At 67.8% G+C, this 25114-nt stretch carries 18 protein-coding genes; 16 read left to right on the top strand and 2 right to left on the bottom strand.

Annotated elements, in window-relative coordinates:
- The first annotated feature begins 49 nt into the window (after positions 1-49).
- The 14 genes from J8F10_RS05855 to J8F10_RS05790 all read left to right on the top strand — a co-directional run bounded on the left by J8F10_RS05855 (position 50) and on the right by J8F10_RS05790 (position 12141).
- Complete coding sequence (locus J8F10_RS05855; RefSeq protein WP_210652917.1) at positions 50-829, top strand: hypothetical protein; 780 nt, start codon at positions 50-52, stop codon at positions 827-829.
- Positions 822-2612: a winged helix-turn-helix domain-containing protein gene (locus J8F10_RS05850; RefSeq protein WP_210652916.1), complete on the top strand. Its 1791-nt coding sequence runs from the start codon at positions 822-824 to the stop codon at positions 2610-2612. The genes J8F10_RS05855 and J8F10_RS05850 overlap by 8 nt, the downstream gene beginning before the upstream one ends.
- Before the next feature lie 112 nt (positions 2613-2724).
- The gene (locus J8F10_RS05845; protein ID WP_210652915.1) at positions 2725-3069 is read left to right on the top strand and encodes a hypothetical protein; all 345 of its coding nucleotides are present in this window, start codon (positions 2725-2727) and stop codon (positions 3067-3069) included.
- Positions 3070-3242: 173 nt separating this feature from the next.
- Positions 3243-3764 (top strand): sigma-70 family RNA polymerase sigma factor, encoded by a 522-nt coding sequence (locus J8F10_RS05840; protein ID WP_210652914.1) that lies wholly within the window; start codon positions 3243-3245, stop codon positions 3762-3764.
- Between the two features lie 82 nt (positions 3765-3846).
- On the top strand, positions 3847-4158 hold the full coding sequence (locus tag J8F10_RS05835) for a hypothetical protein (protein ID WP_210652913.1): 312 nt from the start codon (positions 3847-3849) through the stop codon (positions 4156-4158).
- 80 nt (positions 4159-4238) lie between these two features.
- Entirely contained in the window at positions 4239-4409 is a 171-nt protein-coding gene (locus tag J8F10_RS05830) for a hypothetical protein (RefSeq protein ID WP_210652912.1), read from the top strand.
- The gene (locus J8F10_RS05825) at positions 4406-8764 is read left to right on the top strand and encodes a DNA polymerase (RefSeq protein WP_210652911.1); all 4359 of its coding nucleotides are present in this window, start codon (positions 4406-4408) and stop codon (positions 8762-8764) included. Before J8F10_RS05830 ends, J8F10_RS05825 begins: the two co-directional genes overlap by 4 nt.
- Positions 8765-8991: 227 nt before the next feature.
- A complete protein-coding gene (locus tag J8F10_RS05820) occupies positions 8992-10179 on the top strand; it encodes a DNA modification methylase (RefSeq protein WP_246522952.1) in 1188 nt (395 codons plus the stop codon).
- A 47-nt stretch (positions 10180-10226) separates the two neighbouring features.
- Positions 10227-10493: a hypothetical protein gene (locus tag J8F10_RS05815; RefSeq protein ID WP_210652910.1), complete on the top strand. Its 267-nt coding sequence runs from the start codon at positions 10227-10229 to the stop codon at positions 10491-10493.
- Between the two features lie 2 nt (positions 10494-10495).
- Positions 10496-10885 (top strand): hypothetical protein, encoded by a 390-nt coding sequence (locus J8F10_RS05810; protein ID WP_210652909.1) that lies wholly within the window; start codon positions 10496-10498, stop codon positions 10883-10885.
- Positions 10882-11208 (top strand): hypothetical protein, encoded by a 327-nt coding sequence (locus J8F10_RS05805; protein ID WP_210652908.1) that lies wholly within the window; start codon positions 10882-10884, stop codon positions 11206-11208. Before J8F10_RS05810 ends, J8F10_RS05805 begins: the two co-directional genes overlap by 4 nt.
- 11 nt (positions 11209-11219) lie before the next feature.
- Entirely contained in the window at positions 11220-11423 is a 204-nt protein-coding gene (locus J8F10_RS05800; protein WP_210652907.1) for a hypothetical protein, read from the top strand.
- Complete coding sequence (locus tag J8F10_RS05795) at positions 11420-11734, top strand: hypothetical protein (RefSeq protein WP_210652906.1); 315 nt, start codon at positions 11420-11422, stop codon at positions 11732-11734. The genes J8F10_RS05800 and J8F10_RS05795 overlap by 4 nt, the downstream gene beginning before the upstream one ends.
- 74 nt (positions 11735-11808) lie before the next feature.
- Complete coding sequence (locus J8F10_RS05790) at positions 11809-12141, top strand: hypothetical protein (RefSeq protein ID WP_210652905.1); 333 nt, start codon at positions 11809-11811, stop codon at positions 12139-12141.
- Positions 12142-12451: 310 nt separating this feature from the next.
- Here the strand turns inward: J8F10_RS05790 and J8F10_RS05785 are convergent, their stop codons facing one another.
- On the bottom strand, positions 12452-13138 hold the full coding sequence (locus J8F10_RS05785) for a hypothetical protein (protein ID WP_210652904.1): 687 nt from the start codon (positions 13136-13138) through the stop codon (positions 12452-12454).
- Between the two features lie 98 nt (positions 13139-13236).
- The gene (locus J8F10_RS40265) at positions 13237-20658 is read right to left on the bottom strand and encodes an Ig-like domain-containing protein (RefSeq protein ID WP_210652903.1); all 7422 of its coding nucleotides are present in this window, start codon (positions 20656-20658) and stop codon (positions 13237-13239) included.
- Between the two features lie 399 nt (positions 20659-21057).
- Between J8F10_RS40265 and J8F10_RS05775 the strand changes: the two genes are divergently transcribed.
- Positions 21058-21642 (top strand): RNA polymerase sigma factor, encoded by a 585-nt coding sequence (locus J8F10_RS05775; RefSeq protein WP_210652902.1) that lies wholly within the window; start codon positions 21058-21060, stop codon positions 21640-21642.
- A gap of 6 nt (positions 21643-21648) precedes the next feature.
- Positions 21649-24333 (top strand): serine/threonine-protein kinase, encoded by a 2685-nt coding sequence (locus tag J8F10_RS05770; protein ID WP_210652901.1) that lies wholly within the window; start codon positions 21649-21651, stop codon positions 24331-24333.
- Positions 24334-25114: the final 781 nt, after the last annotated feature.

The following is a 25114-nucleotide window of genomic DNA, read 5'->3' as shown; positions in this document are numbered from 1 at the left end:
AATATACGCAAGTATATTTCTGAACTGGTGAGCCCAGGAGCCGCGGGCTATGGGAAGCATCCGACTCGGGGCTCTGCCCGATACCAAGCCCTGGCGCGCCGTGATCGGCCGCATCGCCGACGGCGCCAGCGTCGCGGCCGTCGCCGGCGCGACCTCGGCCGCCGCGGTCCGCGGGCTCCGGCTCTCCAAGGCCGACCCCGGCGTGACCCGCGTCCTGTACCTCCTCGCGCACACCGCGCTCGGCGCCCGCCGGGACGATTTCGCCGCCGCCCTCGGGGAGCACCAGATCGCGGTCCCGGACCCGCCCGGGCTGTTCGACCTGACCGCCGGGTACGCGGCCGCGGTGCGCCGCTGGCACCTCGAGACCCGGACCCCACAAACCGACCTCGGGCACATGGCCGCGCTCGCCGCGACCGAGGCCCTGACCCAGTGCGTCGGCGCGCGTTCCGGGACCCTGTTCCCGACCGGACAGGAGGTGCACCGCGCCGCGCGCGAGCTGTCCACCCGGAACGGGTTCGCGCTCCTGGCCCACGAGTTCTACGCCCGGTTCACGCGCCGGTTCCTCTTGTACCACCTGTCCCGCGAACTGTCCCAGCACGTCGGCGGCAACGGGCGGTTCGCCACGCCCGGGGAGCACAACGCGTTCCTCGCGGACCTCGACACGCACTGCCGCGAGGCCGCCGTCATCGTCCGCGAGTACGCCGGCGGGTGGTACTCCAAGGCCAAGTTCGAGGCCGGGATCACCGCGGAGCAGGCGGGCCGGTTCTCGGCGTACTCGCTCACCAAGTTGCGGCGCGAGCTCGAGGTCCGGGGGGCCGCCAATGGCTGACCCCCAACTGGTCCTCTGTGGCGGGACCCGGGCCGCCCACGCGCCGCGCGCCTGGCGCGCCGCGCCCCGGACCCACGCCCTCGCGATCGGCCCCGGGCCCCGGGACGTGCACCTGGAGATCAACCAGCTGTCGCGCGCGATGGGCCGGGCGCTGAGCGACCTCGACGCGGACCTGTTGGAGGTCGCCGCGTACGTGTACACGATCGACCAGGTGGTGACCCGGGGCGGAACCGTTGCGGTCGATTACGGGGCCCGGTGGCGCCGGCACCTGCGGTGCGTGGTGCCCGTCCGGTGCCCGGACCTGTGGAACCAACCGGGGGCCCTCGGGGCCCTGCGCCGGGTGCTCGTGTTCATGACCGACGACGCCGAGTGGGAGTTCGCGTTCGTCCGGGCGCACGCCCCGGTCCCGCGCGCGGCGTACCTGTTCGACCTCGTGGACCCGCCCGACGGGACCGAGTTCGAGGAGGTGGTCCTGTTCTCCGGCGGGCTCGACTCGCTGTGCGGGGCCGTCGAGGAGGTGCTCGTCGGGCAGCGCCCGGTCGTGCTCGTGAGCCACCGCCCGGTGAGCCGCACCCAGGCGCGCCAGGCCGCCCTGCTCGGGGCGCTCCGGGAGCGGCTCCCGCGGCGCGAGGTGAACCCGGTCCACGTCGGCGCGGCGATCAACAAGGGCGAGGACCTGAACAACGAGTTCACCCAGCGCAGCCGCTCGTTCCTGTTCGCGTCGGTCGCCGCGGTCGTCGCGCGCCTGGTGGGCCGGCGCCGGGTCCGGTTCTACGAGAACGGGGTCACCAGTTTGAACCTGCCCGGGAGCCGCGAGCTGGTCGGAGGGCGCGCGTCCCGAACGACCCACCCCCAGGTGCTCCACGGGCTCGGGGACCTGTTCTCCCAACTGTTCGGGGCCCCGTTCGAGGTCCAGAACCCGTTCCAGTGGACCACCAAGGCGGGGATGCTCCGGCGCCTCAAGGCCCAGGGGCACGCGGACCTGTGCGCGCTGACGTGCAGCTGCGGGCACGTGTGGGGGCGCCACGAGCGCACCCCGCACTGCGGGCGGTGCTCCCAGTGCGTGGACCGGCGCCTGACCGCGCTCGGGGCCGGGCTCGGGGACGCCGAGGACCCGCCCCACCGGTACGAGAGCGACGTGCTCACCGGCGCGCGTACCGGGCCCGAGCTCACCCTGAGCGAGCGGTACGTGGGGTCCGCGCTGGACATGGAGGGGGTCGGGGACCCGGTGACGTTCGGGCTCCGGTACGCGGAACTCAACGACGCGCTCCCGTTCACCGGGCTCCCCGCGGAGGGCGCGGCCCGGGCCATTTTCGCGCTGCACCGGGACCACGCGGCCGAGGTGCGCGGCGCGCTACGCGCGATCCTCGCGACCCGGGCCGAGGAGATCCTGCGACAGGAGTACCCGGCCCAATCGCTCCTGGGCGTGATCGTCGGCCGAACCGACCGGGCCCCGGTCGAGGGGCGCGCGGACCCGGGGCCCCGGCCCCCCGGGTGGGTCCTCGAGCGGAGCCAGTTCTCGGCGTTCTTGAACGGGCGCGAGTGCTTCCTGGGGAACACGAACGAGTTCCGGGTCCTGGCGCGCCTCACCGAGTCCCTCGGTCGGTACGTGTCGCTCGAGGACCTCCAGGACGACGTGTGGCGCGGCGCACCGGTGTCCCGGAACGCGGTCCAGCAAACGATGACCAACATCCGGCGCCTGTTCCGGCGCGCCGAGTATACCGCGATCCGCCTCGACGGGTCCCAGGCGGGCCACTACCGGCTCGTTTTGGGGACCAAATAAAGCGCGCCGTTCAGCGCGAACTCAGCGCCGCCCCCAGCGCCGGCTCAGGGGCCCGGTGCACCGTGATTGTGCCGAACTCACACCGGGTTCGGGCGACCACGGAGAACGTCTCATGACCGCGTCCTGTTCACACGATTCCGGCCGAGAACTTACGAAGCGCGCGCTCTCACCGGCGCGGCACCACCTCGTCGAGCTCCTCCAGCGGCTCAACTTCGGTCGGATCGAGGGCCTCGAGGTCCGGGGCGGCGAGCCGGTCCTCGCCCCGATGCCCCGGGTGATCCGGGAGCACAAGTTCGCGGGCGACAATGGCCCCCGGCCCGAGGCCGGGCGCCCGGACTGCCGGCTCAAGAGCCAGGTCGCGGACCTGATGCACCTCCTCGACAACATCGGCGACGGCACCATCGAGGTGCTCAGCGTCAAGCACGGCTTACCGTTCCACGCCGAACTGCCCGGCTGACGGACCCCATCGTCACCGTTTCGATCCACCACCCGACTTTCAGCCGGCCGTACTGCGGAGGCGATCGTGGGCACCGACCCCGGTGTTCGCATCGCCCCCGCACTCGTTGCGGGCCGGCGCCCCGGGACCCGTGCCTACGCCCTCCGCTCCTCCCGGCCGGGAGGAGCTTCCGCGTGTCCGATTCTCACCGCCGTCCCGATCCCGACAACCCGATCGACCCGACCGTCGCCGGTATCATCCGCCGCAAGGCCGCGCGGCTCGTCGGGTCCGCGGGGCCATACGTTTCGGACCGCGAGGACGTGGAACAGGAACTGGTCCTCCACGTCCTCGAGCGGGTTCGACGGTTCGACCCGGACCGGGGCACGTGGCCCGCGTTCGTTCAGTGCCTGGTCGAGCGGTTCGGGCACAACTGGGCCCGCGCCCGGCGCGCCGCCAAGCGCGCCGGTGGGCCCCTCGATCTGCTGCCCCGGGACGTGCCCGAGCACCGGCCCCGCGCGGAACCCGGTGCCGGGCTCGATCTCGCCGAGGCGCTCGCCCGGCTGCCCGAGGAGCTGCGCGACATCGCCGAGCTGCTGACGACCGAAACGGTCGCCGGGGCGGCCCGGACCCGGGGCGTGTCCCGATCCGCGATGTACGTCTGGGTTTACGAGCTCCGGGACCGCCCCGAGCTCCAAAAACTGGTCCCGGAACCGTGAACTTCGCCCGACAGTTTACGCGCGTTTGGTGTAGTTCCCTTATATGCGTGGCGCGCGTGCCCGCGCCGTACCGGAGTACCCGATGACCGACCCGATGTACCGCTACGTGTTCGACCCGTCGGTCCCGGCCGAGGAGCTTGAAGCCACGCTCGTGCTGTCGCGCCTCGCGGTCGAGTCGCTCCACGGCGAGAGTCAAACCCGACTCGACGCGGCCCACGCGTTCGAGGCCCGGACCCGCACCGTGGTCATCGACGCCTCCACCGCCGTGGGGCGCGACTTCAACCGCCTGTTCGTCGGGTTCACGGCCCGCGAGTTCGGGCCCGCCAGCTTCCGCGTCGAACGTGACCCGCTCGAACCGGTCCCGCACCCGCCGTCCGAAACGGCAACCGCCTAACCACTGACACCCCCCGCGCACCCGAAGCGACCTGCCGCAAGGCGGGGCCGGGGACGGTGCGCGCACGGAGGAACACGCTCGTGCCCGACGATTACGTGAGCGAACGCGACCTGAAAGAGCTGGGCGTCGATCCGGCACTCGTGCGGATCCGGTGCCCGTGGGCCACCGAACGGGTCGGCCACGACGGCGTGCGGTGCTGGGCCCGCGCCGATTTGGAGCCCCTGTTCGGTTCGGAAGGGGGTGAACGATGAGCGCCTCGTGTTCCGCCGATTCCGCGCCCGAAACCGCGCGCGACGCGGCCCTGTGGCTCCTGGCCCGCGGGTACGCGCCGCTCCCGCTCCCGCACCGGTCCAAGAGCCCGAACCGGGACAACTGGCCCGCGTTCCGCGTCACGCCCGACGAGGTCCCGCGCGCGTTCCCCGAGCCCTCGAACGTGGGCGTCATCCTCGGGGCCGCGTCCGGGGGGCTCGTCGACATCGACCTGGACTGCCCCGAGGCCCGGGCCGCGGCCCCGGTGCTCCTGCCCGGAACCGGAATGGTGAGCGGGCGCGCCAGTGCCCCGGGCTCGCACTGGTGGTACGTGGTCGGGGACCCGCCCGCGAAGGCCAGTGATTCGTTCCTCGACCCGGCTTCGGGCGCCCGGGCCAAGCTCCTGGAGCTGCGCTCGTCCGGGGGGCAGACCGTGGTACCGCCGAGTACGTACCCGGCGGATCCCGCGAAGGGGCACCCGGAACCCGAGCCGTGCGTGTGGCACCGGCGCGACGAGCCCGCGCGCGTCGACCTCGAAGAATTACGCACCGCGGTCGCGGGCGTGGCCGCCGCGGCCCTTCTGGCCCGGCACTGGCCGGCCGGGGCCCGGCACGACGCGGCCCTGGCACTGGCCGGCGGGCTGCTCCGGGCCGGGTGGGCCGCGGACCGGGTCGAGCGGTTCGTCCGCGCGGTGTGCGCCGGGGCCGGGGACCGGGAGGTGAGCGACCGCGTGGGGGCCGTGCGGGACACCGTCGCACAGGTCGGTGCCGGTGAGCACGCCACCGGGTGGCCCACACTCGAGCGCGTGCTCGGCGCCGCCGGCACGACCGTCGTGGGTGCGGTCCGGATCTGGCTCCGGTGCCGGACCGTTGGGGCGCCCGGGGGGCGCGCGTATGAAACGTCACACGTCACACGCGACCGGGCCCCGGAGTACGCCCCGATCGCGCCGTACGCCCCGTTCCCCACGGACTGCCTCCCGGCCCCGTGGGGCGCGTTCGTGCGCGAGGGCGCGGCCGCGCTCCGGTGCGACCACGCCCTGGTCGCGCTGCCCCTGTTGGCCGTGCTCGCCGGGGCCGTCGGGAACGCGCGCCGGGTGCACCTCGGGGCCGAGTGGTTCGAGCCCGCGGTCCTGTGGACGTGCGTGGTCGCCGAGTCCGGGGGCCGCAAGAGCCCGGCCGCGGACCTCAGCGCCGAGCGCGTCAAGGCCCGCCAGAAGAAGCTCGTCAAGGAGTTCCGCGACGCCACCAAGGAGTACAAGCGCGCGCTCGCCGAGTACAAGACGCGCCGGCGCGAGGACCCCGACGGGGACCCGGGGGACGAGCCCCTCAAGCCGGCCCTCGGGCGCGTGCTCGTGAGCGACATCACCATCGAGAAGCTGGCCGGGCTCCTGGACGACAACCGGCGCGGGCTCCTCGTGTACCGGGACGAGCTCGCCGGGTGGCTCGGGAGCTTCACCCGGTACAAGGGCGCCGCGGGCGGGTCCGACGAGCCCAACTGGCTCTCGGTGCACCGCGGGGACGCGCTCATCTACGATCGCAAGACCGGGGACAAGACGAGCGTGTTCGTGCCCCACGCGTGCGTGTCCGTGTGCGGCGGGATCCAGCCCGGGACCCTCACGCGCCTCGCGTCCCGGGACCTGTTCGACTCCGGGCTCGTGGCCCGGCTCGTGTTCGCCATGCCGCCCCGCGCCCCCAAGACGTGGAGCGACGACCAGATCTCGCCCGAGACCAAGGCCGCCGCGGACCGGTCCCTGGACGCCCTGTACGCGCTGGCCGGCGACGTCGACGAGGACGGGGACCCGCGCCCGCTCGTGGTCGCGCTCGCGGGCCCGGCCCGGGAGCGCCTCAAGGGGTTCGTCAACGCGTGGGGGCTCAAGCAGTTCGAGGCCGAGGGCGAGCGCGCCGCGGCCCTGGCCAAGCTCGAGGCCCTGCCCGGGCGGTTCGCCCTGATCCACCACACGGTCGCGACCGCCGCGGACCCCGGGAACGCGGGCCCGATCGGGCTCGCGAGCCTCGAGGCCGGGATCCGGATCGCCGAGTGGTGCGCCCGCGAGACCGAGCGCGTGTACGCGCTGATCCACGAGTCGGCCGGGGACAAGGAGGTGCGCAAGCTGCTCGAGGTGGTCGCGCGCCTGGCCGGGCGCCACGGCGGGCGCCTGACCGTGGCCCTGCTCCAGCGCGCGAACCAGCGCAAGTACCGGACCAGTGACGCGGCCAAGGCGGACCTGGAGCGCCTGGTCGGGCTCGACCTGGGGCGCTGGGAGGACGGCCCCGAACCGCCCGCGGGCGGGCGCCGGGTCACGTACTTCGTTCCCCTCGAGCACCCGGGTGTGACGTGTGATGATTCATACGCTCGCCCCGGGGACGGTGGCCGTGACGACGCGGCGCCGCCCCCACCACCGTGTGACACGCGCCCGGCCCCGGGACACGACGACGGCCCCCGCGCAGAGGGCGGCCGGGGCGTATCCCCAGATCCCACAAGCAGTTCGGGCGTCCGGCCCGATGGCGCCCCCGAGCGCGCGTATGAAACATCACACGTCACACCCGGGCGGGTCGGGCCAGAGGCGGAACACACTTCGGGATCACGGACGCCTCCCGATGAAACGGCACCGGGCGCCGGGCATCACACAACCCCGGGGACCGCTTCGGGAACGACCGAACGGGTGCCCGGGGCCCGGCTCGTGACCGACCACGACGGACTGACTCACGTCATCGGGGCGTTGCGCCACGGCCGGGTCGGTTTGGATCTGGAGACCACGGGCCTGTTGCACGCCCGGGACCGGGTCCGGCTGCTGTCCCTCGCGACACCCGCGGGCACGTTCCTCATCGACCTGTTCGCGTTCCCCGAACTCGCCGTCGCGCTCGCCCCGGTGTTCGCGGCCCTCGCGACGACCGAAATCGTCGGCCAGAACCTCGGGTTCGATCTCCCGTTCCTGATGCGCCTCGGGTTCGTACCCGGGCGCGTGCGCGACACCATGCTCGCGAGCCAGGTGCTCTACGCCGGGAACCGCGCGATCGGGCACGCGCTCAAGGAGCTGGCCCACCGGCACCTGGGCCTCACCCTCGACAAGGAGCTCCAAACGGCCGACTGGTCCGGTGCGCTCGCGGACGCGCACCGGGAATACGCGGCCCGGGACGCCGAAGTCCCGCTCGCCCTCTGGGACAAGCTCACCGACGAACTCGCGCGGTCGGATCTCACGAACACGGCCGATACCGAAATGAGCGCGCTGCCCGCGGTCGCGTGGGCCGCAACTCACGGGATCGGGTTCGACCGCGCCGCGTGGGAAGCCGCGGCCGACGACGCCGAGGCCCGGGTCCGGGACCTGCGGGTCCGGCTCGACGAACTCGCGCCCAACGCCGGGAACCTGTTCGGGGTCACCAACTGGAACTCGGTCGATGAGGTCACCGGCGCGCTGTCTGGGCTCGGGATCAGTCTGAGTTCCACCGGCGACGACGCGCTCGCGGCCCTGGACCACCCGATCGCTCCGGTCTTGCGCGCGTACCGGGCCGCGGCCAAGTTGTCCGGCACGTACGGGCGCGAGTGGCTCCGGCACGTCGCCGCGAACGGGCGCGTGTACGCCACGTGGAAACAGATCGGGGCCGGGGCCTCGGGGCGCATGAGCTGCAAGGAGCCCAACTTGCAGCAGCTCCCGCGGGACCCGCGGTACCGCCGGTGCTTCGTGGCCCCGCCCGGGCGCGTGCTCGTGAAGGCCGACTACTCGCAGATCGAGCTCCGCATCGCGGCCCGGATCACGGGCGACCCGCGCATGCTGTCGGCGTACCGCGCGGGCGAGGACCTGCACACCACCACGGCCCGGGCCGTGCTCGGCACCACCGACGTCACCAAGGACGACCGGCAGCTCGCGAAATCGTTGAACTTCGGACTCCTCTACGGCATGGGTTCCCGGGCGCTGGCGGCCTACGCGGCCTCGAACTTCGGCGTCATCTTGAGCGAGGCCGAGGCGGCCCGGCACCGGGACACGTTCTTCCGCACGTACCCGGGTCTCCGCGCGTGGCACCGGGGCGTGCCCAACGGGACCGTGGAAACCCGGACCCGGGGCGGGCGCCGGCGGGTCGGGGTGAGCGCGTTCACGGAGAAGCTCAACACCCCCGTGCAGGGGGCCGGCGCCGACGGGCTCAAGCGCGCACTGGCCCTGTTGTGGGACCGCCGCACGTCGTGCCCGGGCGCGTTCCCGGTGCTCCTGGTCCACGACGAGATCGTGATCGAGTGTGACGAGGCCCGGCAGAGCGAAGTCGCGGCGTGGGTGCGGGGCGCGATGGTCGACGGGATGGCCCCGCTCATCGACCCGGTGCCGGTCGAAGTCGAAGTGAAAATCGGGACGACCTGGGCCGGGTGACCGGACCCGCGGGTCCTTCCGGCGGCGGTACGGGGTCGCACCCCAGCGGGAACAATCGGCCCAATACACACAGTTTGTTTCGCCCCGAACGGGGCGCCGGCATTCGCGCCCCGGCCCGCCCCGGACGCGAAGTTGTGCCCGAACATCGCCGCACTTCGCCCGACACATCGGGCGCGTTCGGTGTAGTTCCTTATAAGCGCACGTCGCGCGCGGCTCCGAGGAGGTGAATGATGGACGTGGTGATGCGGCCGGTCGGCTCGATCAAGCCCTACGAGAACAACCCACGCGCCAACGACAGCGCGGTCGGGGCGGTCGCCGCGTCACTGCGCGAGTACGGGTGGCGGCAGCCGTTGGTTGTGGACGAATCCGATGTCATTATCGTGGGCCACACCCGGTACAAGGCCGCGCTCCAGCTCGGGCTCACCGAGGTGCCCGTGCACGTGGCCCGCGGGCTCACCTCCGAGCAGGCCCGCGCGTACCGGCTCGCGGACAATCAAACGGCCACGCTCGCGACCTGGGACGACGACCGGCTCGCCCAAGAGCTCGTCGCGTTACAGAGCGCCGATTACGACGTGTCGCTCACCGGGTTCCCCGAGGACGAACTGCTCCGGCTCCTCACCGCACCGCCCGCCGAATCCACCGGCGATCCCGACGACGTGCCCGAGCCGCCCGCCGAGCCCGTCACCCGGCCCGGGGACCTGTGGCTCCTCGGGCGCCACCGCCTGCTGTGCGGCGACGCCACCAAGCCCGAGGACCTGGCCCGGCTCCTGCCCGACGGACCGGCCGACACGCTGCTCACGGACCCGCCGTACAACGTCGCGTACGCGGGCAAGACCGCCGACGCGCTCACGATCGCCAACGACGACATGACCGCGGAGCAGTACCGCGCGTTCCTGGCGTCCGCGCTGGGTACCGCGCTGCGCCACCTGAGCCCGGGCGGCGCGTTCTACGTGTGGCACGCGGACCTCGCCGGGCTCGACGTGCGACTCGCGTGCTCCACCGCGGGGCTCACCGTGCGCCAGTGCCTCGTGTGGGTGAAGTCCGCCCTCGTGCTCGGGAGACAGGACTACCAGTGGCGCCACGAGCCGTGCCTGTACGGGTGGGCCGATGGGGCGCCGCATACGTGGCTCTCCGACCGCGCCCAGACCACCGTGCTCGAGTTCGACAAGCCGGCGAAGAACGCGGACCACCCGACCTCCAAGCCCGTGGCCCTGTTCGAGTACCTGATCAACAACTCGTGCCCGAGCGGGGGCGTGGTGCTCGACCCGTTCGCCGGCAGCGGGACCACGCTCGTCGCGGCCGAACAAACCGGGCGCACCGCGGCCCTGGTCGAGCTGGACCCGCGGTACTGTGACGTGATCGTCTCTCGGTTCGAGTCCGTGACAGGGAAGGCCGCCGAGCGAGTCGCGGCGTAAACCCTGACGAGCCCCGGAATAACTCTGACACGGGTGAGGGCGACCGGATGCGTCGCGACAAGCGGGTGGTGCGGGCGGCGCTGGCACTCGCGGGCCAGGGGCGGGCGGAACCGTTCCACTCGATCGAGCTCGTCGCCGTGGGTCGGGATCGGGCTCAAGGCCGCCCACCCGGGCTGTACCGGTGGGGTGCGACAAGGCCCGCGGTCGGGTTGCTCGTGTACGACCCGGCCCGCGGGGATCCGGTCGTGCCCGCCGGCCGGCTCGCCCCGTGGGGGCTGGTCATCGAGTGCCACGTGGCCGACGAGGAGAGTTGAGTATGGCCGGGGAACAGCGGAAGAAGAACGAGGACCAGTTGCTGTTGGCCCTGGCGTGCGGGGCCACCGTGGACGCGGCTGCCAAGCAGTGCGGGCTCACGGACCGCACGATCTACCGGCGCCTCGCCGAGCCCGCGTTCCGGGGCCGGTTGCAGGGGCTCCGGGCCGACATGGTGCGCCGGGCCGCGGGGCTCCTCACGGCGGCCGCGGGCGAGGCCGTGCGCACCCTGCTGTCGCTCCAGAAGGATTCGGCGCCGCCCGCGGTACGACTTGGTGCGGCGCGGGCGATACTGGAACTCGGCATCAAAGTGCGCGAGTTGTCGGACCTGGAGACTCGGATCGCGGAGCTCGAGCACCGGGCCGGACTCCCCGAAGGGGGCAACCGAATATGAGACTCGGCAGCCGTGTGGGCAAACTCGAGTTCGAGATCCCGGTGCGGCGCGTATCCGCGACCGTGCCGAATGATCCGGTGGCGTTCGCGCGCGGGCTCCTGGGCGGTGCGTTCGGGGTCGAGGACCTCGACCGCACGAACCCGAACCACACCGGGTGGCTGGCCCAGTTGTGCGCGTTCCTGCAAACGCTCGAGCCCGAGCACCAGGCGTGGCTCCGACTCGTACACGAGCGGCACCCGGGTTCGTACCCCGCCGCCCTATTGCTGCCCGCGACCGACGAGCAGGTGTGGGCGTCGCTCGACGAGGTGATGCGTCGGGGCTGAGCGGGGGAGTTATGCGACTATCGGCGCGGGTGCAGAAGTTGGAGGGTGCCGAGCCCCGGTGCGACCCGAACCGGTTCCGGCTCGCGCCCGAGGGTCACGTGCCAAGCGACGCGGACCGGTGCCCGCGGTGCGGCAGGTGCCACGTGCTCGTGATCGAAGAGGAGATCGTCGAAGCCGCGGAGCCACTCGAAAACGAGCCGGGGGTGCGGTCGTGAACTGGAATCGCGTCGCCAAACTCGAACGGGTCGTGCGGACGCGCCCGTGCCCGAGGTGCGGGCGCGTCGACGCGCCGTTAATTCTACATGGTGCCGAACCCGCCTTCGATCGACTGAGCCGGGCCGAGCAAGCGGGGCTGGGGCTACTTATCCACTCGGTGATGAACCCACCGTGTCCGCGATGTGGTCGGGCCAGCTTCGACCTGGGACAGCAAACCGATGAGCAACTGAATCGGGCGCTCGCGCTGCTGCGTACCGTGTTCGGGCGCGAGGTCCAAGTCCCGGGCCTGTTGGACGGGCCGTCGGAATGATGGGGTACCGGTGACGTGTGTTCCCATGCGGTGACGGCCACCGTGATATCCGACGACGTGTGAGCGCAGATCCCATGAACCGGAGCCGCGTGGCCAAACTCGAGCGCCATGCCCGTAAGCACCCGTGCCCGGAGTGTGGGCGCGTCGAGCGCTCGAGCACGACCGGCGCGGACCCGTTTGTGCGCCTGAGCCCCGAGGAGCGCGCGGAACTGAGGGGGATTCTGCGGTACGGGGTGACGCCCCCGTGTACCCGCTGCGGCCGAGTTGGGCACGACCCCAAGCTCCTAACCGATGACCAGAAGGGCCGCGTGGCGTGGCTGTTCCGCAAGAGCCTCTTCGGTGAGGGGCGAAGCCGGGTTGATATGTGTCCCGGGTCCGCTCTGACCGAAGAATTGAGTCACCGTTAGCGACCCGGGAGGCGATCGTGGGAATCGCGGGGCGATTAAGGAAATTGGAAGCGACGGCGCCCGCCTGTGAACCGGGGCTCATCCGGTTCGTCCGTGGCGAGCAACCCGTGCCGAACGCCGACCGGTGCCCGAGGTGTGGCGGGGGCCACATTCTGGTGGTCCACGAGATCGTCATCGAAACCCGTGCGGATGTCGAGCGCGTGCGAGCACTTAGTGACTGTCCCATGTGCCTCAAAATCGCCGTGTTTTCGCGTTATCACTCCGCGATATTCCAGGCTTTTTCGCACTTATGGGACAGTCACTCTCAGAGTCAACGCGAATTGCTTTTCAAGAACCGACAGTGCCGACGGAACAGCCCGGGCGCACTCAAACAGATTGCGCCAGTCAGAGCGAGTACCAGACCCGGGGGGGCGGGTGTCGGTGTGACCCCGGTGCTACCGATATCCAAGGTTCCCGTCCCGGCGGACGAATCGACGGAATTCAGAGCGGGGTCGAAGAAGAACGTGAACGCGCTCCCGATGACGGAGATCTGGTACTTGTCGCCCGCGACCGCGTAACTCGTATCGAGGTCGAGGACCGCGAGGAGTCGAGGGACCGGGCCGACAGTCGCACCGGTTCCGCTCAGCGTCCCGTCGCCCCCGATGTACGTGTCGTTAGTGCTCGTGTTCGTGGTAATTAGCACGTTACCGAGCGGGGGAGGGGGCGCGGGGTTGGCGTGGTCCGAACCGAATACGTAGTCGGAGCGAGACAATTCTGCGGATGATTGAGGATCGGCGAACCGGAGCGCGCCCATCCCACTCACCCGATTGATTCGGAGTTCGAGTCCGAACAAGTCCAACAGTTCGCCCCCGGGGGTGTCGCTGGTGACGGTCACTTCGAGTTGCGTGGCGGAACCGGTTGCGGCCGTACCACTGGAGATCGAAACGGTAAACGCGGCGTGGGTCTGAGACGCCGAAAACAAGCAAACGAGCAAAGCTGCGATATGTGCGCTGCGCACGGAAGTTCCTCAATGGGGAAATGAATCTGCGTCGTGATAATTCCGGTTCCGGGCGTGGGGCGGGAGGGGGCGCTGGTCCCGCCCCACGCGGGCCGACATCAGTCATCGAGCCTGAGGCCCGCTCCGAGCGCCGCTCCGTTAGCTCGAAGAACATAGGTGCGGTCCAGGGCATTAACGGCCCCGTCCCCATTCACGTCGCCCTCCAGGTTCGGTCCGAGTTGTCCGTAAGCGGCCAGGACGAACGCGCTATCGGCCGCGTCCACTTTCCGGTCCCCGTTGGCGTCCCCGAACAGGCGGTAGAAAGAGCGGGCGGTCCCGAACGTTCCGTCGCCGCTCAGGTCCAGTTCCAACGTGTAGTAGCCGTCGCCAGCGTTCGAGTTACGGTTCCCGCCCAAACCCTGGAGCCCGAAATCGAGCGTCAGGACCGATCCGCTGACGGAGAGGGTGTAGGCGCTGGGAGATACGAGGGTGCCGGTACCGGACCCACTAAGATCGCGCTTGACCAATCTCACCCGGCCGGGGGCCAATAGAACAGTCGCCTCGACGGCGCTCTCGATCGTGGCGCTCACATAGCGGACATAGGAACGCTGGGACGCCCCGTTCTGCACATCGAACTTGGTTACTGTGTTCACATTCGAGAGGTTGATGACCACGAGCGCGGAAGCCGTCGCGTCCGCGGCATCAGTTACAGTCACGGTCAGGTGGAAGGTCGGATTGACCTCGAAGTCCAGTGCCCCCGGCTTCGCGACGGTGATTCGCCCGTTAGAGTCGATCGCAAAGGCGCCCGTTTCGTTCCCGCCCGTGATCGCGTAAATCAGAGCGTCACCGGCATCGACGTCGGCCCCGAAGACCGAACCGACCAGTGTGCCGAGGGGTTGGTTCTCAGCAACGGTATACGTACCGCCGGTGACGGTCGGGCTGTCGTTGACCGGGTTCACGGTGACGGTGACGGTCGCCGTGTCGAACCCGCCATCGCCGTCACTGATGGTGTAAGTGAACGAGTCGGTCCCACTGTAGTTGGGGTTTGGTGCGTAGCTGATCGTGCCGTTCGGGTTCAACGTCGCCGTGCCGTGCGCCGGATTACTCACGGCGATCACGGTTCGTGGATCGAGAGCGCCGGCCGGGTCGCTATCGTTCGAGAGCACATCAATTATCACGCCGGCCACTTGGTCTTCGTCCACGCGGGCCGTGTCACTCACTGCGTCCGGGGCCCGGTTCGCGACAGAGACCGTACCCGAGACAGCGAACCCGCTGCCGCCGTCGTCATCGGAGATCGTAACCGTGACCGTCAGCCCTCCGGGCACATCATCGGCAAACGATCGACTGGTGGTGAACGTGTCGCCCGAAATGACCAATGCAGTGGAGGTACCATCGCTCCACAGGGCCGTTCCAGTGAAGGTTTCAGTTTGGACGCCGAGGGCCGGATCACTAAACGTGCCGGACACGGTCACCGACTGCCCCTCGCTGATGGACTGCGCGCCACTGATCGTTGCGACCCGCGGTGCGACGTTGGTCACCGTCAGGGCCGTTGTTGCCGAGGTCGTCGTCGTTCCGTCGCTCACGCGGACGGTAACGTTGCGGGATAGGGGTCCGTCGCCCAACCCGAGCCCGATGAGTTGCGCGTAAGTGAGCGTCGGGCTCGCCCCGGTCACGTTCTCGTCAAAGTCCCCGTCCCCGTCCACGTCCCATTGAAAACTCAGGGCGTTCCCATCTGGGTCGGTCGCCGTTGCGTTTAGTGCCAGTGACTGCCCTTCGGTGACGGAATACGGCCCCCCGATACTGACCGACGGCGGGCGGTTCGCGACCGCCGAAAACTCAGACGTGTTCCCGTTCGGGTCCGTAGCGGTAGCGGTAACGAGTTCGTCGGCCCCGGTCGGAACCGAGAGGGTGAGATCGAAGCTCCCGTTCCCCTCGGAATCGGTGGTTACTGTTGCGCTCCCGAGGAACCGCTGCCCCTCACCGTACCCGGAAGGGTCGGCGGCGCTGCTGGCGTAGAAGTCGAGTACGAACGTGGTGTTCGGTGCGCTGTTGAGGGTTCCGAACACCCGAGTTGTGGCACCCACTTGAGCGCTCAAGATGGGGAAATTCTGAAGCCCATTCGGGCCGGTGTCGGTGTCTTGGGAGTCGTTCGGAGTGACCCCGAACGCTCCGGGGTACAAATCAATGCCCAGGCTATAGTTGGCGAAAATCGAATTGCCGCGGATCGAGTTCTTCGACCCACCGTAGACGAGCACCCCGACCCCGTTTCGGGAAATGATGTTTCCCTCACCCGGTTCGGTGCCACCGATCTGGTTCCCCGTTGTGTTTAATATCACCCCGAACGAGTTGCTGAACAAAGCCGTTCCGGTCCAATCAGTTCCGATCGCGTTGCCCAGGACTCGGTTACCGTTGGCCCCCGGATCCTGAATGAACACACCCGCGTAACTGTGACCGCCGATCAGGTTGCCGGCCCCGACCCCGCCTACCGTATTGTTGGCCGCGCCCCCACCGATGTATACCCCGGTCCCACCGTTGGCCAGGACCGCGGTACCCGCAGCGTTGGTACCGATCGAGTTACCGAGAATAACGTTTCCGCTCGAATCCGTGTCCTGAATGTGGATACTGTCACCGGTGTTCCCGGCGATCAGATTTCCCGTGCCGGCGCCACCGATGGTGTTATTGGCGGCGCCGTTTCGGATCCAGACTCCGTGCCCGCCGTTTGCAAGTGCCGCGGTTCCGGCCGCGTTCGTCCCGATGTAGTTTCCGACCACGAGGGTGTTCCGGGTGTTCGACCCGAAGAGTTCGATCCCGAGAGTACCGTTGCCCGAGATCACGTTCCCCCGGATCACCCCGTCCGACGACTCTGGTACACGGATCCCATAGAACCGGTTCCCGATCTTAGCGGTACCGGTCACATCAGTTCCAATGTAGTTCCCCTCGATCACGACTCCGGTCGAGTTGAAATACTCGAACCCGTCGCCGTTGTTTCCGGAGGCAAGGTTACGGGCCGCCGGGGAGGATCCGCCGATCGTAACACCCGCCGCCCCGTTCATGAACACGGCGTCGTCGTCGTTCGGCAGGGCCGCGGTGCCGGCGGCGTTCGTGCCCATGTAATTACCACGGATCGTGGTACCGCTGGCCCCGTTAGAAACCTGGACCCCGAGGGCGTTCCCGGAGATGACGTTCCGTTCCAAATCGTCACTCACGCCGTTAAGATCGGTGCCGATCAGGGTGCCAGCGGCTCGATCGCGAACCAGGACGCCGTTGCCGTTGTTACGGAGGATGGCGGTCCCGGCGGTGTTCACCCCGATGTAGTTTCCGGCGACCCGGGTCGAGTCGGTGCCCAAGTTGTCGATGAGGATACCGCCGGCACTGGTCGAGCCCGCGATCACGTTCCGCTCTGCCGCGTCACCGGACCCGTTCCCGTCCGTCCCGATTCGGGTCCGGTCCGGCCCGGCCGTCACCCGAATACCCTCGAACCGGTTCCCGAGAGCAGCCCCCCCGTCGAAAGTGGTTCCGATGAAGTTTCCGGCAATAACGGTATCAGCGGTTGCGGCCCCGGTGATCTCGACGCCTGCGAAATAGTTCCCGGAGATCAGGTTCCGCTCCGCCGCGTCACCGGACCCGTTCCCGTCCGTTCCGACCCGAGTGTTCGATGCCCCGTTCGTAATCAGGATGCCAGAGTACCCGAGCCCACTCGTCACTACACCGTTTGCAATAGCGCTGGTCCCAGTGGAACTGGTGCCGATGTAGTTCCCCGCGATCACCGTGCGAAGGGTACCGCTCCCCTGAACTTGAATACCTTCTTGAGTGTTCCCGGAGATCAGATTCCGCTCCGCCACGTCCCCGATCCCGTCCCCGTTCGTACCGATCCGCGTATCCACCGCTCCGTCCGTTACGAGCACGCCGGCGTTTCCGGTGTTGGACAGCGCGGCGGTGCCGGCCGCGTTGGTCCCGATGTAGTTCCCCGCGATCACGTTGTTACTCGATCCGGCCCCGCTCACCGCGACCCCGGCACCCGAGTTGCCCGAGATCAGGTTTCGGGCAGCGGCGGACGAGCCCCCGATCAGTTGCCCGGTCCCCGTCACGTTGATGCCGTTCCCGGTATTGGCAAGGGCACCGGAACCCGTAGCATTCGTTCCGACAAAATTGCCCTGAACCGAGTGGCCCGTACCGCTGAGATAAATCCCCCCCGAGCCGTTCCCGGAAATCAGGTTGCCGGCCCCGCTCCCCACTCCCCCCACGGTGTTCCCGGTGCCCCCGATCGAGACTCCGCCGAAGGTGTTGGCGACTGCGGTGTCCCCGGAGACGTTGGTTCCGATGTAATTCCCTGCGACGACGACCCCCGTCGTATTGGGGACGTAAATGCCATAAATAGAGTTCCCGGAGATGAGGTTGCGCTCCGCGCCGTCCCCGACCCCGTCCCCGTTCGTACCGATCCGCGTATTCGTCGCCCCGCTCAGAACGTATACGCCGTAAGTCGTGTTCGCGACGGCAGCAGTTCCGGAGGCATTGGTTCCGATGTAGTTCCCCGCGACCACAGTGTTGGTCGTTCCGGCGCTGTCGATCTGGATGCCCACAGAAATGTTCCCGGAGATGAGGTTGCGCTCCGCGCCGTCCCCGACCCCGTCCCCGTTCGTTCCGATCCGCGTGTTCTTGGCCCCACCCCGAATCCAAACCCCGCCGAGCCTGTTCGCGACGGCCGCAGTTCCGGCCGCGTTCGTTCCGATGTAGTTCCCGGCCACGATCGTGCGGTCCGTCCCAGCCGCTTCGATCTGGATACCCTCTTGCGAGTTCCCGGAGATGAGGTTGCGCTCCGCCGTATCCCCGACCCCGTCCCCGTTCGTTCCGATCCGCGTGTCGCTCGATGCCCCGTTAATTAGAACCCCGGCATCTCCGACGTTCGCGACAGCGGCATCTCCGGCGGCGTTGGTCCCGATGTAGTTCCCCGCGATCACGGTCCTACTCGTTCCGGTGACCTGTACCCCGGCCGCCCCGTTCCCGGAGATGACGTTGCGCTCCGCCGCGTCCCCGACCCCGTCCCCGTTCGTACCGATCCGCGCGTTGGTCGCCCCGTCACTAACAAGCACACCGGCGAGTCCGTTCCCGAGGGCCGCGGTGCCGGCAGCGTTGGTCCCGATGTAGTTCCCCGCCACCACGGCCCCGGCGGCGCTCGCTCCGACCACCCACACACCGTACTGCGCGTTCCCGGAAATGACGTTGCCCTCGGTCGCATCCCCGATCCCGTCCCCGTCCGCTCCAACGACGGTCTGCGGGGCTACGACGTCGATGCCCCGGTGCCCGTTCCCGAGGGCCGCGGTGCCGGTCGCGTTGGTCCCAATGTAGTTCCCCTGCACCTTGGTCCCGGTGACACCGGCACCGATAATCCATACGCCGTTGTCCGCGTTGCCGGACACCACGTTCCGGGCCGCTGCAGTCGCACCACCGATAAGGGTACCCGTGGACCCGTCGTAGACGAACACCCCTTGGAGCACGTTCCCCACGACCCCGGTGCCGCTCGCGTTCAACCCGATGAGATTCGCTTGAACCGAGGTGCCCGTCCCCGCGCCAATCGCCACCCCACCGCGATTCCCAGAGATGAGATTCCCGCCACTTATGCTTGGCAGCCCGATCCGTGTCCTTGAAGCACCCGCGACCCACACTCCCCAATCCTGGTTTCCGAGGGCCGCGGTGCCGGTGGCGTCGGTCCCGATGTAATTCCCCGCCACTACCGTGCCATCGGTGCCCACGTCACCAACATAGACCCCTTGACGCGCGTTCCCAGAGATGAGGTTGCGTTCCGCGGTATCCCCAACGCCGTCCCCGTTCGTACCGATCCGCGTGTTCTTGGCCCCGAGATACACTGCCACTCCGGCAAAGGTATTGGCAACGGCCGCGGTGCCGGCGGCATTGGTCCCGATGTAGTTTCCCGCCACTACCGTGCCGTCGGTGGCCGAATCAGTTACCGCCACGCCCTCCCACCCGTTCCCGGAGATGAGGTTGCGCTCGGCAGTGTCCCCGACCCCGTCCCCGTTCGTACCGATCCGCGTGCCCGCGGCACCGTAGGTGACCCGCACACCGGCGAGTCCGTTTCCGAGGGCTGCGGTGCCGGTCGCGTTGGTCCCGATGTAGTTCCCCGCCACTACCGTGCCGTCGGTGCCCACGTCACCAACGTAGACCCCCTCGCGCGCGTTTCCCGAGATGAGGTTACGTTCCGCGGCGTCCTCGACCCCGTCCCCGTTCGTACCGATCCGCGTGTTCTTGGCCCCGAGATACACTGCCACTCCGACCAATCCGTTCCCGATGGCGGCAGTTCCGGAGGCATTGGTCCCGACGTAGTTCCCGGCCACTATCGTGCCAGTTGTACCGGTTCCGTTGATCCAGACCCCGTGGCCCAGGTTCCCGGAGATGAGGTTGCGCTCCGCGGTGTCCCCGACCCCGTCCCCGTTCGTACCGATCCGCGTGCCGTCCGGCCCGGCATCCACCAGAATCCCAGCGACCCCACTGTTCCCCAGAGCTGCAGTTCCGGAGGCATTGGTCCCGATGTAGTTCCCGGCGATTACCGTCCCACTGGTCGACGAGAGGCCAACGAAATCCGGTAACCAAATACCTGTATGTGAGTTGCCAGAAATGACATTGCGCTCGTCCGTATCTCCAATCCCGTTACCATCGGTCCCGATTCGTGTCCCGACTGCACCGCCGAATAACCATACACCGTTTGCACCATTCGGAACGGCCGATTGGCCCAACGCGTTGGTGCCGATGTAGTTCCCGGCCACGACGGTTCGATCCGTTCCGACTCGCGCTATAGTAAGTCCCTGGATCGCGTTGCCACTAATGACATTACGCTCAGATTGATCCCCAACGCCGTCCCCATTGGTCCCGATCCGGGTATCGTCCGGCCCGAAGTGAATGACGACACCTTCAAGCGCGTTTGGAACGGCCGATTGGCCCAGCGCGTTGGTGCCGATGTAGTTCCCGGCCACGACGGTTCGGTCCGTCCCATCATCAACTACTTGTACCCCACGGCCGACGTTCCCGGAGATGACATTGCGCTCGGCCAAATCATTAGTACCGTCCCCGTTCGTGCCGATTCGAGTAGCGGTCGCTCCACCGCTGACTAGCACCCCATCGCCCCCATTGGAAGCAGCCGTCGTTCCGAGAGCATTGGTACCGATGTAGTTTCCGGAGAGCACGTTATTGGTCGCGCCGGCCCCACTAATGACGACCCCGGCCCCGGAGAACTGGTTGATGACAATCCCGCGGACCGTGCTATTGGCCCCCGTAATAGTCAACCCCGAGACATTGAGGCCCGCGTTGCCCCCACGTATTTCGATCAAAGGCGCGCTGGCGAAGCCGGGTTGTGACCACCCGTCCAGGAGAACGGCGTCCGAAATCGCCGGGAGCGCGCTCAGCGGGGCGATCACCTGCCCCCCCCCTCCCCCGACATCGAACGTGATAAGGTCCGCACCGGGTGTATTATTCGCATCCAAAATTGCCTGACGGAGGGAGCCGATTCCCGTATCGAGTGTTGTCGTCACCAGAAAAGTCGCCGGCACATCCCGTTGTTCGAGGGGCTCGACCCGGAGGAACTTGCGCGACCCCGCGCGCACGGAATTGGCGCGAGAAATTAACGACCGCAAGCGACTTCGTGAAATGTTAAACATAAAAATTCTACAGATAATTTGATTTTATAGTTACCTGATACTGAGGTGCTTCGCGAAACAAATCATCCTCTGGCAGAATGGACTGCCGAGGATCGCCACGAAGAGCCTCGTATTTTCAAGCTCAGCTTCGACAACAGGAATTACGCGGGCATCTAACCGAAAATAGCCCTCGAAGGAATTTTCTGGCGTCGGACATTTTTCAGTAGCTTTTTTTGAGACTCTTGGGATACTGACGTTTCGGTTAGATTTAGCCACCTACTCGCGTATTCGCCCATGAACATCTCAGACGCGTCCACCGACCCGGCGCTCATGCGATCCCTTGTCGGCCCTGCCTCAACAGCGGCCTGGCAAGTGTTTGTGGCGCAGTACACCCCCCTTATTAACGAGCGGTGCCGTAAAGCGGGCTTACAGCCATCGGACACGGACGATGTGCGGCAACAGGTATTCATGCAACTGTTGAAGGCTCTTGACGGTTTTCATTACGACCCGGCACGGCGGTTCCGGGGATACCTGAGCCAAGCGGTCGACAACGCCCTCCGCTCGCGCTGGCGCGTGCTCGGGCGTCGACCCGAGTGGGTCGGTTTCGGCGGCGATATACCCGAACCTCTGGCCAGCCTGCCCAGTGAGCTTGACGATCTAATCCGGGAGCGGCTCCAGAACGTGTGGAGGGTCGTTGAGCGGATACGCTACGAGGTGGGTACGGAGGCGTGGGCTGCGTTCTGGCTGACAACCGTTGAAGGATTGCCGGGAGAGGAAGCAGCTGAACGCTTGGGCAAGAAGGCATCGGCTATTTACATGAGTAAGAGCCGGGTGCTTACCCGGCTCCGAGATGCGGTCGGAGCTTCTACACCGGATTGATGCACGATGACGCACCCGACCGAGCTCGAACTCACAGCCCTTTTAAGGGGCGAACTTAGCGCCCCGCGCTGTGACGCCTTGGCAGCGCACCTGGATTTGTGTCCGCGGTGCCGTGCGGTTGCGGAGCGGTTAACCGCGGTCCCCACCGAGTTGACTTCCACATTACTGGTCGCGACCGGCTCGAAACACTCCGGCGAGAACGCCCCGTCGACGCCCCGGATCAGCGGGTACTCTGAGCTCCGGGAGATCGGGCGCGGTGGGGCCGGGGTCGTGTACCGCGCCTACGATCTGGCCGTGGACCGCCTGGTCGCTATTAAGGTGCTCCGGAGCGGCGCACTCGCGAGCCGGTCCGAGCGCGCGTGGTTCCTCGCCGAGATTGAGGCGGCCTCGAAGCTGCAGCACCCGAACATCGTGGAGATCCTGGGCGTCGGCGGATCTCACTCGGTGCCCTATTACATCATGGAGTACGCCCCGGAAGGGTCGCTCGCCGCCAAGCTGAGCGGCGCGCCCGTCGACCCGCGGGCCGCGGCCCAACTAGTCCAGTGCGTGGCCCGGGCGCTGCACACCGCGCACCTCGCCGGGATCGTTCACCGCGATCTCAAGCCGGGTAATATCTTGCTGGCCGACGGCGGGGCACCGAAGGTTGCGGACTTCGGCATGGCCAAGAGCGCCACCCCATCGGAGTTCCCCACCCCGACACAAGCGGTCCTCGGTACTCCGTCATACATGGCCCCGGAGCACGCTCTCGGAGCCTCGAAGCGGGCCGGACCGGCGACCGACGTGTACTCGCTCGGCGCGATCCTGTACGAGTTGCTCACCGGGCGCCCCCCGTTTCGGGGTGAGACCCCATACGAGACCCTGCTCCAGGTCCGGTCGTTCGATCTGGTGTGGCCCCGCCGGCTCCGCCCCGACGTGCCCCGGGCACTCGAGGCCGTGTGCCTGAAGTGCCTGGAGTGGAACCCGCACCACCGGTACCCGAGCGCGGCGGCCCTCGCGGACGATCTGGAGCGGTTCTTGAGCGGAGACCGGGTGCTCGCACGGGTACCGGGGGCCGCGCGCCGCGCCGCGCGCTGGGCGCGGATCAACCCGGCGGCGGCGAAAGCATCGGCCGCACTCGCCCTGGTTCTGGTGAGTAGCATCGCCGCCTTATCAGGGCTCTGGCTCCACGCCGAAGAGCAGAGCCGGACCGCTCGAGCGAGCGCCGAACATGCCGAGGAGCAGAGCCGGATCGCCCGGGCGAGTGCCGAATCGGCCCTCCGGTCCCGGGCCGAGGCGCGCAAGTCTCTGGTCCTGTATTCCGAAACGGCCAAGCGCCTGTTCCGCGGCCCCGAATCGGTCACGGCGGAAGAGCGGGCTGATTTTGTCGCGGCGGTAGCCCACGCCGAGGACGTGCTCGCGGATCGGACCGGGAACCCGGACGAAGAACACAAAGCCGGGTTCACCCTGCTGAAGCTGGCCGATAGTTTGTTCATGCTCGATGAGAGCAGCGCCGCGCTCCGGGCGTGCCGGAAAAGCTTGGACGCACTCGCGCGGCTCGCCGCCGAGCACCCGGACCGCCCCCGGTTCGCGTTCGATTACTCCCAAGGGTGTGCGCAATACTCTGGAACCCTCCAAAAAGCGGGTCGGGTCCAGGAAGCGGAGGCGTATATTCGGGAGGCGATCCGCGCCATTCAAGCGGTGGAAGGTGCAAGGCCGGGTAACGACGCGTGCGCCGAGGCCCTAGCGAACTACCGCGCGAAGCTCGCTCGGATTCTGATCGATCGCGGGGATTTCTCGGAAGCCAAGGGGCTACTCGCGAGCGCGGTCGCCGAGGGTCGGCGACTGTGCGATGTCGCTCCCGAGAACCCGTTCCGGTGGACCTACGCGTATCACATCCTGGGAGAACAAGCCGACCTACAATTCCTACAGAACCGCTCCGTGGACGGGTTCGTGACGCGCGCCCGGTTCGGGTTGGGCTGTGTGGAACAGGGTCGTAAAAGCGTTCGCAAGCCCGATTGGGTACAGATTTTTGTCACCATCACGAGTACGTTCCAAGCGACGGCGGCGCTCGACTATCAGGGGCGTACCCGCGAGGCCGATGAACTGGCCGCGTCGAGCCTCGCGGCGCTCGATGAACTCGCGCACGACGTCCCGGACAGTTTGTTCGTGAGGGTCCATTTGGGGTCGCGGTTGGAGCAATGCGGCCGGCGCCAGTGGGCGTCCCGTCCTGACGTGGCACACAAGTACTTCGTGCGCGCGATGAGGGCATATGAGGACGTTTCGCCCCAATTCGACTCGGGGGAGCGGTTGGGGCTCTTGCTGGCAACCTGCCCGGACCCGAAGGTCCGTGACTCCGACCGTGCGCTCCAAGTGCTGCCCGCGAACGCGCGCCCCGAAGTGCGCGGGATCGTGTTGTACGCGCACAACGACTTCGCAGGCGCGCGCGACGCGCTGAAGATCCCTCGGACGGTAACAAGTCCGGGTGCGCCGCTCGACGTCCGGCGCCGAGCGTACCTGGCACTAGTGCTCCAACAAGTAGGCGCGGGCGAGGCCGCTCGGGCCGAGCTGGATTCGCTCACACGTGAGATCAGTCGGAGCAACATGGCGGTGTGGGGCGAGTTGCCCGACTGGGCGCTCGCTTGGCGGTCCGTTCACAAGAACGAGCCACCGGCTCTCTGGCCGAAACTAGGCCCGGACGGAGCCGCGAAATGAGCGAAGGGGGGGTGGGGCCGAGATTTCGCGTTCAATGACATTTTTGCGGCCTTCGTGTGTAAAAGCCTCGTCCGCGGGCAAATGGTAGCTCCAGAAGGAGTTGATGGAGGTCTGCAAAGCGGGTCGAAGCCCAAAAACGGGTGCGGATCACCTCATCACGCGCTGGATGACACCGAATCCGTCCTGCGATACGCGCCGTCGCGGTTCACCATTCGCGGTGCGCGCGGTAGGTTCTTGAGTTGCGTTCGTCGAGACAGGCGTCAGGCGGCCGACGGTAGTGCTCGAGAAGTCCTCTAAGCTCCCGGCATGTCATCGATTGGGAATTTGCAGCTCGCCAACGGATATCGTTCGCCCGGTTGTGCCGCGCTCTCGAAGTCTCGCGCCTGTTAACCGGAACGAGTGTCAGTTTTTCTGGCACGTCAATCGGACCCGCCGGTTAACGCTGGTAAGAGCGCGAGAGGTTTGAGGATCGCCCAACTCGGACATCGAACGAGATCCGAACTCACGACAGCTTAGCAACGCAGGTCCGCGGCTACTTCCCACGAAACTCTACGATTTCCAGTGTTTCATCAATGTGCGGCGTCGAAAAGTCTCGCGCGTGGAGAGTGTTGGGAGTTCGAGGAGTGTTGTGCTCGGGGAGCTGAGTCCGCAGTTGCGGAATAAACGCACACAGGAGTTAATGCGCACAGCCGGGGGTGAGTCCTCCCGGCTACCGTTGTTTTCTGCACGTTTTCAGGCACTTTGGCCCACATTCCAATCGCGACCGAAGTCTCGGGTTCGA

It is taken from the genome of Gemmata palustris (assembly GCF_017939745.1).
In the GTDB taxonomy this organism is placed as follows: domain Bacteria; phylum Planctomycetota; class Planctomycetia; order Gemmatales; family Gemmataceae; genus Gemmata; species Gemmata palustris.
The sequence above is the reverse complement of the archived record's forward strand: the minus strand, read 5'-3'. Positions and strand labels throughout refer to the sequence as shown.